Origin of the sequence: Neisseria arctica (assembly GCF_022870905.1) — a bacterium.
In the GTDB taxonomy this organism is placed as follows: Bacteria; Pseudomonadota; Gammaproteobacteria; order Burkholderiales; family Neisseriaceae; genus Neisseria; species Neisseria arctica.
In genome coordinates, this window is sequence record NZ_CP091510.1 from 606,706 (window position 1) to 620,310 (window position 13,605).

General features: G+C 47.0%; 13 protein-coding genes. 8 read left to right on the forward strand and 5 right to left on the reverse strand.

What is annotated here, in order from left to right:
- Positions 1-206 precede the first annotated feature (206 nt).
- The 5 genes from LVJ86_RS02670 to LVJ86_RS02690 all read right to left on the reverse strand — a co-directional run bounded on the left by LVJ86_RS02670 (position 207) and on the right by LVJ86_RS02690 (position 6,420).
- Positions 207-2,000 carry a DNA recombination protein RmuC gene (locus tag LVJ86_RS02670; protein ID WP_082131240.1) on the reverse strand — a complete coding sequence of 598 codons (1,794 nt, stop codon included), beginning with the start codon at positions 1,998-2,000 and terminating at the stop codon, positions 207-209.
- Positions 2,001-2,178: 178 nt separating this feature from the next.
- Entirely contained in the window at positions 2,179-3,588 is a 1,410-nt protein-coding gene (locus LVJ86_RS02675) for a dihydrolipoyl dehydrogenase (RefSeq protein WP_047760656.1), read from the reverse strand.
- 260 nt (positions 3,589-3,848) lie between these two features.
- Positions 3,849-4,586, reverse strand: coding sequence for a glutathione peroxidase (locus LVJ86_RS02680; protein ID WP_047760655.1), 738 nt, complete (start codon positions 4,584-4,586; stop codon positions 3,849-3,851).
- 128 nt (positions 4,587-4,714) lie between these two features.
- On the reverse strand, positions 4,715-5,539 hold the full coding sequence (locus LVJ86_RS02685; RefSeq protein ID WP_047760654.1) for a 1-acylglycerol-3-phosphate O-acyltransferase: 825 nt from the start codon (positions 5,537-5,539) through the stop codon (positions 4,715-4,717).
- A 407-nt stretch (positions 5,540-5,946) separates the two neighbouring features.
- Positions 5,947-6,420, reverse strand: a complete 474-nt coding sequence (locus LVJ86_RS02690; RefSeq protein WP_047760653.1) for a SixA phosphatase family protein — start codon at positions 6,418-6,420, stop codon at positions 5,947-5,949.
- 77 nt (positions 6,421-6,497) lie between these two features.
- Between LVJ86_RS02690 and LVJ86_RS02695 the strand changes: the two genes are divergently transcribed.
- The 8 genes from LVJ86_RS02695 (at position 6,498) to scpB (ending at position 13,565) form a co-directional block, all read left to right on the forward strand.
- Positions 6,498-7,016, forward strand: a complete 519-nt coding sequence (locus LVJ86_RS02695) for a chorismate--pyruvate lyase family protein (RefSeq protein WP_047760767.1) — start codon at positions 6,498-6,500, stop codon at positions 7,014-7,016.
- A 223-nt stretch (positions 7,017-7,239) separates the two neighbouring features.
- A complete protein-coding gene (gene ubiA / locus LVJ86_RS02700; RefSeq protein WP_047760652.1) occupies positions 7,240-8,148 on the forward strand; it encodes a 4-hydroxybenzoate octaprenyltransferase in 909 nt (302 codons plus the stop codon).
- A gap of 198 nt (positions 8,149-8,346) precedes the next feature.
- Positions 8,347-8,796, forward strand: a complete 450-nt coding sequence (gene ptsN / locus LVJ86_RS02705; protein ID WP_047760651.1) for a PTS IIA-like nitrogen regulatory protein PtsN — start codon at positions 8,347-8,349, stop codon at positions 8,794-8,796.
- Positions 8,797-8,801: 5 nt separating this feature from the next.
- Entirely contained in the window at positions 8,802-9,764 is a 963-nt protein-coding gene (hprK, locus tag LVJ86_RS02710; protein WP_047760650.1) for an HPr(Ser) kinase/phosphatase, read from the forward strand.
- Positions 9,745-10,599: an RNase adapter RapZ gene (rapZ, locus tag LVJ86_RS02715; RefSeq protein ID WP_047760649.1), complete on the forward strand. Its 855-nt coding sequence runs from the start codon at positions 9,745-9,747 to the stop codon at positions 10,597-10,599. The genes hprK and rapZ overlap by 20 nt, the downstream gene beginning before the upstream one ends.
- Before the next feature lie 225 nt (positions 10,600-10,824).
- The gene (gene ylqF, locus LVJ86_RS02720) at positions 10,825-11,766 is read left to right on the forward strand and encodes a ribosome biogenesis GTPase YlqF (protein WP_047760648.1); all 942 of its coding nucleotides are present in this window, start codon (positions 10,825-10,827) and stop codon (positions 11,764-11,766) included.
- A 94-nt stretch (positions 11,767-11,860) separates the two neighbouring features.
- Entirely contained in the window at positions 11,861-12,802 is a 942-nt protein-coding gene (locus LVJ86_RS02725; RefSeq protein ID WP_053008316.1) for a GIY-YIG nuclease family protein, read from the forward strand.
- 121 nt (positions 12,803-12,923) lie between these two features.
- Positions 12,924-13,565 (forward strand): SMC-Scp complex subunit ScpB, encoded by a 642-nt coding sequence (scpB, locus tag LVJ86_RS02730; RefSeq protein WP_047760647.1) that lies wholly within the window; start codon positions 12,924-12,926, stop codon positions 13,563-13,565.
- Positions 13,566-13,605: the final 40 nt, after the last annotated feature.

A 13,605-nucleotide genomic window follows, 5' to 3' on the forward strand; every position in this document is an offset into this window, starting at 1 on the left:
TCAAAAAAATGCCTGCAGGATAATGCGGGCATTTTTTGTTGCATAGCTTGCCAAACGGGAAAATATGGAAAAGATATGGATATATACACCTTATTATTTGATGATGCCGTCTGAAAAATGCGTATTCAGACGGCTTTTTAAAGATTGTTAGGTAATAGTGGGGGCGATGTATTTGGTTGCAGGTGTTGGCCGTCGAAGTAGATAAATTAATTTTCCACTAACGAGCCGCCTGCCGTGTCGGCTTTATGCTCTGAATATTCAGGTAATGCTTCCTGGCTGTTTTGGGCTTGTTCGATTAGGGATTTTTCTAATTGCTTGCTGGCTTTCGCTCCCAATTTGTAAAGTTTTTGGGCGCGATTTACCAGATTGCCCCGGCCTTCGGAAAGTTGTTTATAGGCAGCCTGATATTGGCTTTGTGCCTGCTCCAGGTTTTTACCTATATTTTCTAGTGTGCCGACAAAACCGACGAATTTGTCATATAACTTGCCGCCCTCTTCGGCAATCGCAAGTGCGTTTTGGTTTTGCTGCTCATTACGCCAAATATTGGCTACGGTCCGCAAAGTAGCCAGCAGGGTACTGGGGCCGACCAGCATGATGCGTTTGTCGAAGCATTCTTGGAATAGGGTATTGTCGTGTTGAAGAGCCAGCAGATAAGCGGGCTCGACTGGAATGAACATAAAAATGAAGTCGAGGGTATTGATGCCTTCGATGTTGCTGTATTGTTTGAGGGAAAGCCCTTTGATGTGCGCGCGGATGCTGGCGACGTGTGCCGCCAAGTGCTGTTTGGCTTCGCTACTGTCGGCAGCTTGGGTATGGCGCACATAAGATGTCAGGGATACTTTGCTGTCGATAATGATTTGTTTGTTGTCGGGCAGGTTGACGAGAATATCGGGTTGCAGCCGGCGTGTACTACCGTCTTCTTCCGTACGCGTGCCTGCAGCCTGGACAATATATTCACGGCCTTTGAGTAGGCCCGAATTTTCTAATACCGTTTCGAGTATCATTTCGCCCCAGTTGCCTTGGGTTTTGTTTTGAGTGCCGGTGAGGGCTTGGGTAAGTGCTTGGGCGTCATTATGCAGTTGCGTGTTGAGGTTTTGCAGGCGTTTGAGTTCGTTTTCGAGAGTTAACCGTTCTTTGGCTTCTTTTTCGTAAGTATTTTGTACCAATTGGCTGAATTGCCCCATCCGTTCATTGAGCGGATTGAGCAACCGATTGAGGCTTTCGGTATTTTGTTCGTTGAATTTTTTGGTTTTTTCTTCGAGTATGCTGTTGGCGAGATTTTGGAATTGGTCGCTTAAGCTGGTACGCGCCTCGGTAAGTAAGGCGAGCTTTTCTTCGTGAGCAATTCGGTCTTGCTCAATGCGGGTGGCAAGGCCTTCATTGCGGACTTGTTCTTCGGCCAACTGCCGGCGTAATTCTGTCGCTTCGGCTTGTAGAACGCCGAATTCTGTATCCCGCTGTTGTCGCGCTTGGTTGACCAGTGCGGTTTTTTCTTCGTACGCCAGCCGCTCTTGTTGGATTTGGGTGTGCAGCCGCTCGTTACTAACTTGCAGGGCAGAATAGGTTTGCTGTAATTCTTGGTAGTCTTCTTTCAGACGGCCGTATTCATTGTTGTGGGCTTGCAGATTTTCAACTTGTTGGGTAGCGGCGGCAAGACGGCTATGTATATCTTGTATTTGTGATTGTAGCTCGTGAACAAGTTTACGGCTTTCTTGGAGTTCGGTTTGCAGGCCGGGCATTTGGGCAGCTGTGGTTTCGGCTGCCGTAAGAGCGGTTTGGCTGTGCCGGTATTGTTGTTGCAGCTCTGCCAGTTCGGCTTCTGCCGAGGTGCGTGTTTTCTCGGAGAATTGGTATTGTTGGTTCAGTTCGGTAAGGCGGTTGTTGAGTTGTGCGGTTTCGGTTTGATGTTTGTTACGCAGTACCAGCCAAACAAGTAATGCACTCAGTGCGGCTGCGGCAAGGGCTGTGAAGACTAGGATAATAGGGGCTGAATCGGTCATGTTTGTGAGATAAGATTGGGTTGGTAAAGGTTTTTTATTATAGCTTATCGCGGATAAACGTTTAGGGCTTTATCAGCAATGAAACATGGCAAGTTTGATTGGATAAATTAAAAAATGCCGTCTGAAAATTCAGACGGCATTTGTTTTGTATAGGGTTTAAAGGGTAACCCTATGCCAATCAGGCGGTTTTTAATTTGCTGTTTACATCGCGTAGTGCGGTGCGCAGGCCTTCTTCAATCACGGGGTGGTAGAAAGGCATATCGAGCATTTGTGTGATGGTCATTTTTTGCTGGTGTGCCCAAGCCAGCAGATGCGCAAGGTGTTCGGCTGCGGGTCCGACAATTTCGGCGCCGAGGAATAGTCCGCTGCCTTGTTCGGCGTAAACGCGCATGTGGCCTTTATTAACCAGCATGACGCGGCTGCGGCCTTGATTGCGGAAGGATACTTCGCCGATGGCAACGTCATCCGGATTGGGATATTGGGCTTGGACTTGGGCGAATTTCAGACCGATGCTGGCAATTTGCGGGCTGGTAAAGACTACGCCGATAGGGCTGCGCCGTAAACCATTGCGGATTTCGGGGTAAGTACCCGCGTTTTCACCGGCAATTTTGCCTTGGTCGCTGGCTTCGTGCAGCAGCGGCAGTTGGTTGGATGCGTCTCCGGCGATAAAAATGTGGGGAATGCTGGTTTGCATGGTGAGACGGTCGGCTTTGGGAACGCCGCGTTCGTCTAACTCAATATTGAGGTTTTCCAAGCCGATTTGGTCGGTGTTGGGGCGGCGGCCTACTGCAGCCAGCAGGTACTCGGCAGTGAATACTCCGCTTTCGCTTCCTTCGCTCCATTGAACTTCTACTTTGCCTTTGCTATTGAGTTTTACGTCGGTTTTAGCATCCAGATTCATGGTGAGTTCTTCGCCGAATACGGCTTTGGCTTCTGCGAGTACGACAGGATCGGAAATGCCGCCGAGCATACCGCCCAAGCCGAAGATGTGTACACGCACTCCTAAGCGGTGCAGTGCTTGTCCGAGCTCCAAACCGATAACGCCGGGGCCGAATACGGCGACGCTTTCGGGCAGCGTATTCCAAGAGAAAACGTCATCGTTAATAATCAGCTTGTCGCCCAAGCCTTGCCATTGTGGGAGGATAATCGGGCGCGAACCGGTAGCAATAACGATGCGGTCGGCAGTGATTTGGGTATGGTCGTCGATTTGAATGGTGTGTTCATTGATGAATTTTGCTGCACCGATGATGCGTTTATCGGCCGGCCATTCTTCTACGTCGCTCACTACAAAACCGACAAAGCGGTCGCGTTCGGATTTAACGCGGTCCATAACTTCTTCACCATTGACTTCAATACTGGTTTTATCCAGGTGTACGCCGAACGGGTCGGTATGCAAGGCATGATGGCGGGCTTCGGCTGCGGCAATCAGTAATTTGGAAGGCATACAGCCTACGCGTGCGCAAGTGGTGCCGAATGCATGGCTTTCAATTAAATAAACATTGTCGGTGTGCAGGCGCGCGTTGCGGAATGCGCCCATGCCGGCGGTGCCGCCGCCGATAACTACTACGTCTGCTTGGATTTTTTTCATTCTGTTTCCTTGGGCGGCCGTTTCAGACGGCATCGCTTTGTTGGTATGGGATTATTTCGGCTTTGTATTGTCGTTTTAAACTTAAGAAATCAAAAGATTATTTAAGGCCTTGCTATCGGCAGGGTAGTTAAAAGCAATTTGTAAAGCCAGATATAAAAAGAGTTACCCGCCTGCCTTAGGATGCCCTGTGACTATGCGGATAACCCTTGATTAATCAGGTTGTTGGAAACAGCCTGATTTTTCGGTTTGCATTAACGGTATTAAACGTTGGCCAAGTAAGCTGCCAAATCTTCGCTGCCGCCGATATATTTGCCGCCGATGAATACTTGCGGAGCGGTAGCTTTACCGGTAATAGCGCGTACAGATACGATGCTGGCGTCTTTACCCAATACGATTTCTTCGTAAGCCAAGCCTTTTTCTTCCAAAGCGGCTTTAGCTTTGGCACAGAATTGGCAGCCGGGTTTGGTGAAGATAGCGATGGATTCTTGCGGTTTCCATTCGGGGGCAATGTGTTTCAGCATGGTGTCGGCATCTGATACTTCGAAGGGGTCACCTTCTTTTTCAGGTTCGATGAACATTTTTTCGATTACGCCGTCGTTTACCAGCATAGAGTAACGCCAAGAGCGTTTACCGAAGCCCAGGTTGTTTTTGTCAACCAACATGCCCATGCCTTCGGTGAATTCGCCGTTGCCGTCGGGGATCATCACGATGTTGTCAGACTCTTCGTCGGCAGCCCAAGCATTCATTACGAAAGTGTCGTTTACTGATACGCACAAGATGCTGTCTACACCGTTTTCTTTAAACGCGTTGGCCAACTCGTTGTAGCGGGGCAGGTGGGTAGAAGAGCAGGTGGGGGTGAATGCGCCCGGCAGAGAGAATACGACTACTTTTTTGCCGCTGAACAATTCATCGGTAGTAACGTCTTTCCAAGAATCGCCTACGCGGGTGTGGAAGGTGCAGCTCGGTACTTTTTGACCGGTACGATCTACTAAAGCCATGTGATTACTCCTAATCGTTAAAAAGGTTGGAACAACTATATTAATTTCACGCTTTGCATTATAGCGTCTATCGGTGTGGGTGTTAATTTACACTTCAAATGATTGTTATTATGAAAAGCTATATATATTTAAAATTTGATTGGATTTGTTTGTTGGGGCGATGTATCCGTATGCGTGTGGGCGACCGGGCTGTCGGTCATCACTTTACTACGGACAAAGTTTTCGGAAATTTCTTTGAGTTGGAAACGGTCTGCTCCGGGATATTGTTCGGGCATGAGGGGAGCGTCAAAATCGATACGGATGCATAGGCCGGGCATGGAAACTATACGCCAAAGAGAGCGGAAAAGGTTTGTTTTGCCTGCATACGAGGCGGTGGTGGTGCGTTGCCCGGTATGATCATAATAGCGTAAAGCAATACTTTGAATCGGTACGTTGCTGTCGATGGCGGCTTGGAACAATGCGGCTTTGAAAGGTAAAACATCAATACCCAGTGAAGTGCGTGCCTCAGGAAAGAAGCTGACATTCAAACCATGCCGAAGGGCGTCGTTAACTGCTTGTTTGGCCGGTTCGATATCGCGGCGGGAGTCGCGGTTGATGAATACTGTGCCGGCATTTCGTCCCATTTTGCCTAATATGGGCCAGCCGCTGATTTCTTTTTTTGCAATGAAACTGCTTGGATAGACTGCGCTGATGGCAAAAATATCCAACCATGAAATATGGTTGGCGGCAACTAATGCACCTGTCCCTTGCAGCATTCGGGGCGGTGCTCCGATTTCAAGGCGGATATCCATGGCTGTCAAAGCACCGCTACCTAGACGGATCAATACCTGTTCCCGCCCGGCTGCATCGTCGCTTTTTACATTGCGCAGGTCGCGACCGGTACGGAACAACCAACATGCCATACGGCATAAGCGGGTGATACGTTTGGTAAGAGGGGCTTTTTGTTTGGACATGGCGCCGAAATTAGGTTTTTTAATCTAATCTTAAATTATATTACAAGTTTGTTGGGTGTGCAGACTAAATCTGATTTGGCTTGGGAACAGTATTGTTTGGAGTATATATAGACATATATGGAATACGGCTAAGATTTCAGACGGCATTTTTGAAAATGAAACATAAATCTGGCAGATGGCAAATAAAAATACAAGAATAAGCTTCGGGCTTGTTTTGTTTTCGTACCTTTTTATTTGGGGCCGTCTGAAAAGCAAGCCGATAAGCGCGCATATCAACTATGATTTTATAGTTTATGCTTTCCGTCATGCAGTCTGCGGGCAGGCTTTGGATTGCATGCCGGTGAAGGATGGTGAAAAAGCGCTTTATGAAGGCTGTGGTAATTTTATACGGGTTTTTGTGTTGCCTTTTATCGTGCCGCTAATACAGAAGGGGTAAGTGCGGCTTTGAGCTTGACGTTATATCCGCCTTCTTCTGTTGCTTTGACTTGAAGCCACCAGAATCCTCCTTTTTTGTATGACCAATATTGTTTGTCGGACCAATCGCCATTGAATAAAAAAGCGGTTAGCTCGCCCAACCAAGGCTGGTGGCCGACAATGACAACGGTTTCATCGTTATGGATACTTTCTAATAGCCGGGGGAGCGTGCGGGCATCGGTTTCCGGATTGAGGCGGGAAAGCGACAAATAATCCTTCCTCAGATAAGAAGCGGTTTGCCGGCTGCGTTCTGCTTGTGATGCCCATAATTGATAATTGGGAGGCAGGTGTCGGTTTAGCCAGGCGGCCATTTGTTTGGCTTGTTTGCATCCTTTGTCGGTCAGACGGCGTTCCAGATCGGGTGGTCCGTATTCGGCTTCGGCATGCCGCCATAAAATAAGATCCATTTTTATTCCCTTTAAAGTATCCGCTAATCGTATTGTGATTATAGCGTGCTTTTCAGGCGGCCTATATAATGCGGCGCATGGATAATTTATTAGATTGGCAGGCTTCTTTGCCGGATGTTTTTTTTGCTCCCGAAGTGGTAGTCGCACAATCTTTGACGGCGGCCTTGCGCAGTTTGGGGGCGGAATTTTCAGTGCGGCTGCTGTATCTTGGGAATGTGGGTTTTGATCCGATTTTTGCCGGTGGTTTGCAAGAGCAGGGTAAAAATAATTGGTTTGCCCGCGATGTTTTATTGTGTTTGAACGGCACACCGGTAGTGTGGGCACGTAGTATGTGTCATGAAGGTGCAGATAGATGGTCGGCATTACTTGATTGTGGTACCCAACCTTTGGGGGAACGTTTGTTTGACGGCTCTCTGCCCTTGATCCGTACGTCTTTCGAATACGCAAGTATACCGCCTGCCCGGTTGCCGCAAGGTTTGGTTGCGCAGGAGGTATTGGCAAGGCGTTCGTTTTTTGATTGGGAAGGGCAAACACTTGGTTTGGCAGAATGCTTTTTACCTGCTTTGTCTCAGTTTTTACCGGCCAAGCCACAATAAGTTTGCTGGCGGCTTAGTTTGCATTATGAAAAGCTGTTTTTATAATTAAGGCGCCGGGTGCTAAATTTAAGACATAGGATCAATATGTGGTAGATGGAATGTAAAAGCCATATAATGCCCGATTGCCTGAAATATGCTTTCATTGCTCAAATATATTTCTATAATATTGATATAAAATTTTCAGACGGCCTTGTGAAAACCAACTCCTTTACTTTAACTTTCCATGGAAAAGAATATTAAAAGACTATTACTGCGGTTTCTGCCCCGTTATGCGGTTGGCAGAATATCGGTGTATGCGCGTCTGATGCGTATCGAGAAGCCTATTGGTACGTTGCTTTTATTGTGGCCGACGCTTTGGGCGCTATGGATTGCGGCAGAAGGTATGCCCGATTGGCCTATTTTGTTTGCCTTCGTTTGCGGTACTTTTTTAATGCGCAGTGCGGGATGCGTCATTAATGATTTTGCTGACCGTGATATAGACGGGGCGGTTGAGCGTACAAACCAAAGGCCGTTTGCCAAAGGTTTGGTTACCAAAAGCGAAGCTTTGCTGTTGGTGTTGATATTGTGTTTGTTGGCAGCCTTGTGTTTGTTGCCTTTAAACGTGCTGACGTGGCTGATGAGCCTGCCTGCACTGTTTCTGGCGATGACTTATCCCTTTACCAAAAGATTCTTTCCCTTGCCGCAACTCTATCTCGGTTTGGCCTTTTCATTCGGTATTCCTATGGCTTTCGCAGCGGTAAGCGCGGATGTACCTCATTTGGCATGGTTGCTTTTTGTGGCTAATGTGTTTTGGACATTGGCTTACGACACTGTTTATGCCATGGTTGATAAAGAAGATGATCTTAAAATAGGCATTAAAACGTCAGCCATTACATTTGGCGATTATGATGTTGCGGCGGTGATGTTATGTCATTTCTGGTTTACTGCTTTGATGGCTGTTTTAGGGTGGCAGATTGGAGCAACATGGCCTTATTGGGTGGTTTTACCGATTGTCGTTTACTGGCAATGGCATCAGTATCGGACGATTAAGACGCGTGATCGGGGAGCATGTTTCCGTATATTTTTAGAAAATAACCGGATAGGCCTGCTTTGGTTTGTGGGTATTGTTTTACATTATGCTTTCAAACTTTAAATGGATCCGTCTGTGGCCGCCTAAGGTGCCGAAGTTGAGTTTTAAAGCACTTTTTAAATTATAGATGATTGATTTATTTTTGGAATTGTGCTGATTATGTTGCCGTTGCAAATGTAAAATACTTTGCAAAGATTGAGATTTAAAACAACACTCGGTACAATCAGCGATTGTTTTGCTTACTTACTAAAGAGAAGTTCTATGAGCCTTATCGGCGAAATTTTGCCCATCTCCCATATTTTATTAGATTTGGAAGTTAGCAGTAAAAAACGTCTGTTCGAACAGGTGGGTCTGCTGTTGGAAAATGAGGCCGGTTTGGCACGGGCGGATGTTTTCGATTGTCTTTTTGCCCGTGAAAAACTAGGTACTACCGGTTTGGGGCAGGGCGTTGCCATCCCCCACGGTCGTCATGCTTCTGTAAAAAAAGCTGTCGGTGCGTTTATCCGTACCAAAGAACCGGTTGCTTTCGATGCGCCTGACGGTAAGCCTGTTTCGCTTGTTTTCGTATTGTTGGTGCCTGAAAATGCGACGGGCCAGCACCTCGAAGTTTTGTCTAAGCTGGCGGGCAAATTTTCACAAAAAGCAGTACGGGAAGCCTTGATGACTGCAACCGATCCCACAGAGGTACAGCACCTGCTAACCGAAGAGTAAATATTATGCCGAGTGTTTCTGTCCGCCGCCTGTATCAAGATAATCAAACCAAATTGCAGTTGGCTTGGGCAGCCGGTACGGCAGGTGCCGACAACCGCATCGGCGTAGAGGCCGACAAGCCCGTTTTGGCGCTGGTCGGCCATTTGAATTTTATCCATCCCAATCAAGTGCAAGTGTTAGGTGTTGCCGAAGTCGATTATCTGCAGCGCGTTGAGAACGGTGATATCTCATACAGTTTCGACCAATTGTTTGATTTCCCGATGTCGCTGGTGATTGTCGCTAATGGCCTGCCTGTGCCGCCTATTTTGCGTGATTATTGCCATACCCATAATGTACCGCTGCTGACTTCAAAGCTGGAAAGCCCATATCTAATGGATGTGTTGCGGATTTATCTGCAGCGAACTTTGGCTGTTTCCACGGTAAAGCACGGTGTGTTTTTGGATGTATTCGAAGTGGGAGTGTTGATTACAGGGCAATCGGGCTTAGGTAAGAGTGAGCTGGCTTTGGAATTGATCTCACGGGGACATAGCTTGATTGCAGATGATGCGGTGGAGCTTTACCGAACAGGCCCGGAAACATTGGACGGACGCTGTCCGCCGATGTTGCGTGATTTCTTGGAAGTACGCGGTTTAGGGGTGTTGAATATCCGCCATATTTTTGGCGAAACCTCTATCCGACCTAAAAAAATACTTCAATTAATCATTAATTTGGTTGCAGCTGATGATGAGTATATGAAGCGGCTCGACAGATTGAGTATCCGTACCGAAACCGAATCCATCTTAGATGTAAGTGTACGTTCGGTGACCCTGCCGGTAGCGATAGGTCGAAACCTTGCTGTTTTGGTAGAAGCTGCGGTGCGGAACTATATCTTGCAATTACGGGGTAAAGACAGCACCAAAGAATTTCTCGAACGCCATCAAACTATGTTAAAAGAAGACGAACTCAACCATGAAAATAGTTCTAATTAGCGGTCTTTCCGGTTCGGGGAAATCGGTTGCGCTAAGATTATTGGAAGATTTAGGTTATTTTTGCGTCGATAATCTTCCGCTCAAACTTTTACCCTCACTTATTCTTTACCATATCGGTGAAGAGACTGTAGAAAATTTGGGAATCAGTGTCGATATCCGTTCACGCATTGATTTGTGTGAAGCACGAAAGCATATTGAAAATCTTCGAAACCAGGGCCATGAAGTCGAAGTGCTGTTTTTGGAGGCTGAGGAAGGCGTATTGGTACGGCGTTTTTCCGAAACACGCAGAAGCCACCCCCTATCTGGTCAAAATCTCACACTGTTGGAAAGTTTGAATCAAGAAAGGCAAGCCCTATCGCCGCTTAGAGAAATAGCATACTGCATTGATACTTCTAAGATGAATGCCCAACAGTTGCGTTATACCGTACAGCAATGGTTACAAATCCAGCGTAAGGGCTTATTGGTTATTTTGGAATCTTTTGGTTTCAAATACGGCGTGCCGACCAACGTCGATTTCTTATTCGATATGCGCAGCCTGCCTAATCCCTATTATGATCCTGAATTAAGGCCGTTTAACGGCATGGATAAAGAAATTCAAGATTATCTTGATGCCCAGCCTTTAGCGGGTGAAATGCTTGAGGATATCAACTTATTTCTTTCCCGTTGGTTGCCGAGAATGCAGATAGAAAGCCGTAGTTATGTCACCATAGGCATCGGTTGTACTGGTGGCCAGCACCGTTCGGTTTATATGGTTGAGCGCTTGGCGGAACGGCTTTCCGGTCAGTATGAACTTCTGGTACGCCACCGCCAGGCACAGAATTTAGCCATGCGTTAAACAGTATGGAATCGTTATTGCTTTGAAAAGTTAAAAGCTTAGAAATACAATCTGCTATAATGCAGTTTTATTTTCAGGCAGCCTTGGTGCTGCCTGAAATACATTATTCTTTTCCGAGATATTTTCAGACGGCATATTGGTTTGATAACTCAATAAAAGCCAAAAATAACCTGGCCTAATAATGGGCCTCTGCCAATTATGAAATAAAAAATTAAAGAGAACAATATGGCAATCCAATGGTATCCCGGCCACATGCACAAGGCCAAAAAAGCCATTATTGAAAGGCTTAAAAGTGTTGATATGGTGATCGAGGTACTCGATGCCCGGTTGCCGGCTTCCAGCGAAAATCCGCTGTTGGCAAAGCTTTCAGCCGATAAACCGAAATTGAAGATTTTAAATAAACAGGATTTGGCGGATCCGGAGCGTACCGCTGTGTGGCTGGCTGAGTTTCAAAGCCGTCCTAATACCAATGCGATTGCGCTGGATGCCTCAGACCGAGGGGCAGCTGCCAAATTAATTGAAGCCTGCCGAAAGTTGGTGCCAAACCGTAAAGGTGTCGACAAGCCGTTGAGGGTATTGATTTGCGGTATCCCCAATGTGGGCAAATCTACCTTGATTAACGGTATGCTGGGTAAAAAGTCAGCCAAAACGGGTAATGAACCCGGGATTACTAAAGCCGAGCAACGTTTGTTTTTGGCCGATGATTTTTGGTTGTACGATACGCCGGGAATGCTATGGCCTAAAATCATTGTAGAGGAAAGCGGTTATAATCTGGCTGCCAGCGGTGCGGTGGGGCGTAATGCTTTGGATGAGGAAACCGTAGCACTTGAGCTTTTGGACTATCTGCGCCGTCATTATTTGTCGTTGTTGCAGGAGCGTTACCAAGCCGATAGAGATGCAAGCAGCCACTGGCGTGATGACGAGTGGTTGGAATGGATAGGACGTAAACGCGGCGCATTATTGCCGGGCGGGCGCATCAACTACCAAAAAGCCGCCGAAAATACGTTAACTGATTTTCGCGACGGCCAAATCGGCCGCATTACTTTGGAAACGCCGCAACAGTGGGAAAATTGGTTGAAAAAAGCCCGGCAGCACGAGGCGGCGTTAAAAGCCGAACGCGAGGCGAGAAAAGCGGCGCGTAAAGGCCAACCCCTGCAAGAGCATTAAATGTTAATTTGATGAAACAATATTTTCAGACGGCTTGGCAATATACGGGCCGTCTGAAAAATACCGGTTCAAATTTGATTGCATTACGGAAACCATGTCGAAACCACGTTCGCAAACCATCAGAATTTTTTTACCCGACGGTAATCCGCGCAGTATCCGCAAAGTAGAGCGCAGCAGTAACAGCAATATCCGCCTGTTTGATATTCCGCGCGCTGAGCTGGGAAAATTTTGTCAAATGAACGAAGCGGCAAATATGGGTATTTACCTGCTGCTCGGAGACGGTCAGCTCTACATCGGGCAAACTTCCGATTTGGGCGCGCGTCTGAAAACGCATGACAAAAACAAACCGTTTTGGCAACGGGCATTTGCCGTTGTTTTAAATAACGATTTCCGTACGTTCGATCATTTGTATTATCTTGAGAAAACCGCTATCGAGCATGTGCAGAAGGCGGGACGGCTGGTGTTGGAAAATGGAACGGCCGGAAACAACCATCGCCATCTGCATGATTCGATCAGATCGGACTGCGAGAATATTTTTGATGAAATCGAAACCCTATTGGCGGTATTGAATCAGGATTTTTTCACGGAAGAGAAGGCTGCTGTATTGCCTGAGATATGCGCTTCGGGTGTTGTGGTGGAAAATGGAAAAACTTTATCCGTTGAAACAACGGCTGATGAGAGGCTGTCTGAAAACAATAGGGAGATATTTTATTGTAAACGTGGCGTTGCGGATGCGCGTGGCTTTTTACATGAGGACGGTAAGCAATTTATTGTAATGGCGGGTTCTTTGATCAATAGCGAGTATGCTTCATATGCGCCGCGCGCTATTGAAATACTGCGTCAACAATGGCTTTCAGAGGGCTTGTTGTCGCCGGTAAATTCCAAACAATACCGATTGAATCAAGATCAGATATTTAGCAGTGTCAGTTATGCGGCTGTGATGGTAATTGGTAAGAACGCGAATGGTAGAGCTGAATGGAAGAATGCTTCGGGCCGAACATTTAAGGAATGCTATCCGCAAGAGTCTGAAAAATAAAATGGCCGCAAACCGTATGCCTGAAATACTGTAATTATTCAAAAAAACGGTAAACCGATATGATATGGTTTCAGACGGTTCCACATTATTTCAGGCCGTCTGAAAAAATAATATTTTAAGAATGAACGATAAACTTTCTCCCGATGCGCTGATAGAAGCCGCACTGTTAACCCAAATCGAGCCCTTGAGCGAAAAAGCCATGCGAGAGTTGTGTGTGCCGCCGCTTTCCGCAGATAAGCTGATTGACGTACTTTCTACACTGAAAGCACGTTGGTACAACCGTGCATTGCAGTTGGTTCACACACATGAGGGCTGGCGCTTCCAAATTGATGCCCGTGCATTCGAGCGTTTGGGCAGTTTGCAGGAGCAGCGCGCACCGCGTTACTCGCGGGCTGTAATGGAAACACTGGCGATTATCGCTTACCAACAGCCTGTTACCCGAGGTGATATCGAAGGCATACGGGGCGTAGCGGTGTCCAGTAATGTGATGCAGACGCTTCAAGACAGAGGTTGGATTGAGGTAATCGGCCATCGGGATACGGTTGGACGGCCGGCTTTGTGGGCGACCACAGAGGCGTTTTTAACCGATTTGCAGTTGAATGATTTAACCGAGCTGCCGCCGCTTACCGAATTGGGTGAATTGGTGTTGCCGGATTTGATGGAACCCCCGCCTGAAGATGATAGCGAAGAGATTGAGAAAGATATAGTGGAAGCGGTAGAAAACGTTTCTGCATCAGAAAACGGCGGCACTTTATTAAATTAAAGGCCGTCTGAAAACCGTAATACGGATTAAATGATTTTAA

Excerpts from the sequence above, each read along its gene's own strand:
- LVJ86_RS02670 (WP_082131240.1), bottom strand. The coding sequence starts at position 2,000 with ATGACCGATTCAGCCCCTATTATCCTAGTCTTCACAGCCCTTGCCGCA.
- LVJ86_RS02675 (WP_047760656.1), bottom strand. The coding sequence starts at position 3,588 with ATGAAAAAAATCCAAGCAGACGTAGTAGTTATCGGCGGCGGCACCGCC.
- LVJ86_RS02680 (WP_047760655.1), bottom strand. The coding sequence starts at position 4,586 with ATGGCTTTAGTAGATCGTACCGGTCAAAAAGTACCGAGCTGCACCTTC.
- LVJ86_RS02685 (WP_047760654.1), bottom strand. The coding sequence starts at position 5,539 with ATGTCCAAACAAAAAGCCCCTCTTACCAAACGTATCACCCGCTTATGC.
- LVJ86_RS02690 (WP_047760653.1), bottom strand. The coding sequence starts at position 6,420 with ATGGATCTTATTTTATGGCGGCATGCCGAAGCCGAATACGGACCACCC.
- LVJ86_RS02695 (WP_047760767.1), top strand. The coding sequence starts at position 6,498 with ATGGATAATTTATTAGATTGGCAGGCTTCTTTGCCGGATGTTTTTTTT.
- ubiA (WP_047760652.1), top strand. The coding sequence starts at position 7,240 with ATGGAAAAGAATATTAAAAGACTATTACTGCGGTTTCTGCCCCGTTAT.
- ptsN (WP_047760651.1), top strand. The coding sequence starts at position 8,347 with ATGAGCCTTATCGGCGAAATTTTGCCCATCTCCCATATTTTATTAGAT.
- hprK (WP_047760650.1), top strand. The coding sequence starts at position 8,802 with ATGCCGAGTGTTTCTGTCCGCCGCCTGTATCAAGATAATCAAACCAAA.
- rapZ (WP_047760649.1), top strand. The coding sequence starts at position 9,745 with ATGAAAATAGTTCTAATTAGCGGTCTTTCCGGTTCGGGGAAATCGGTT.
- ylqF (WP_047760648.1), top strand. The coding sequence starts at position 10,825 with ATGGCAATCCAATGGTATCCCGGCCACATGCACAAGGCCAAAAAAGCC.
- LVJ86_RS02725 (WP_053008316.1), top strand. The coding sequence starts at position 11,861 with ATGTCGAAACCACGTTCGCAAACCATCAGAATTTTTTTACCCGACGGT.
- scpB (WP_047760647.1), top strand. The coding sequence starts at position 12,924 with ATGAACGATAAACTTTCTCCCGATGCGCTGATAGAAGCCGCACTGTTA.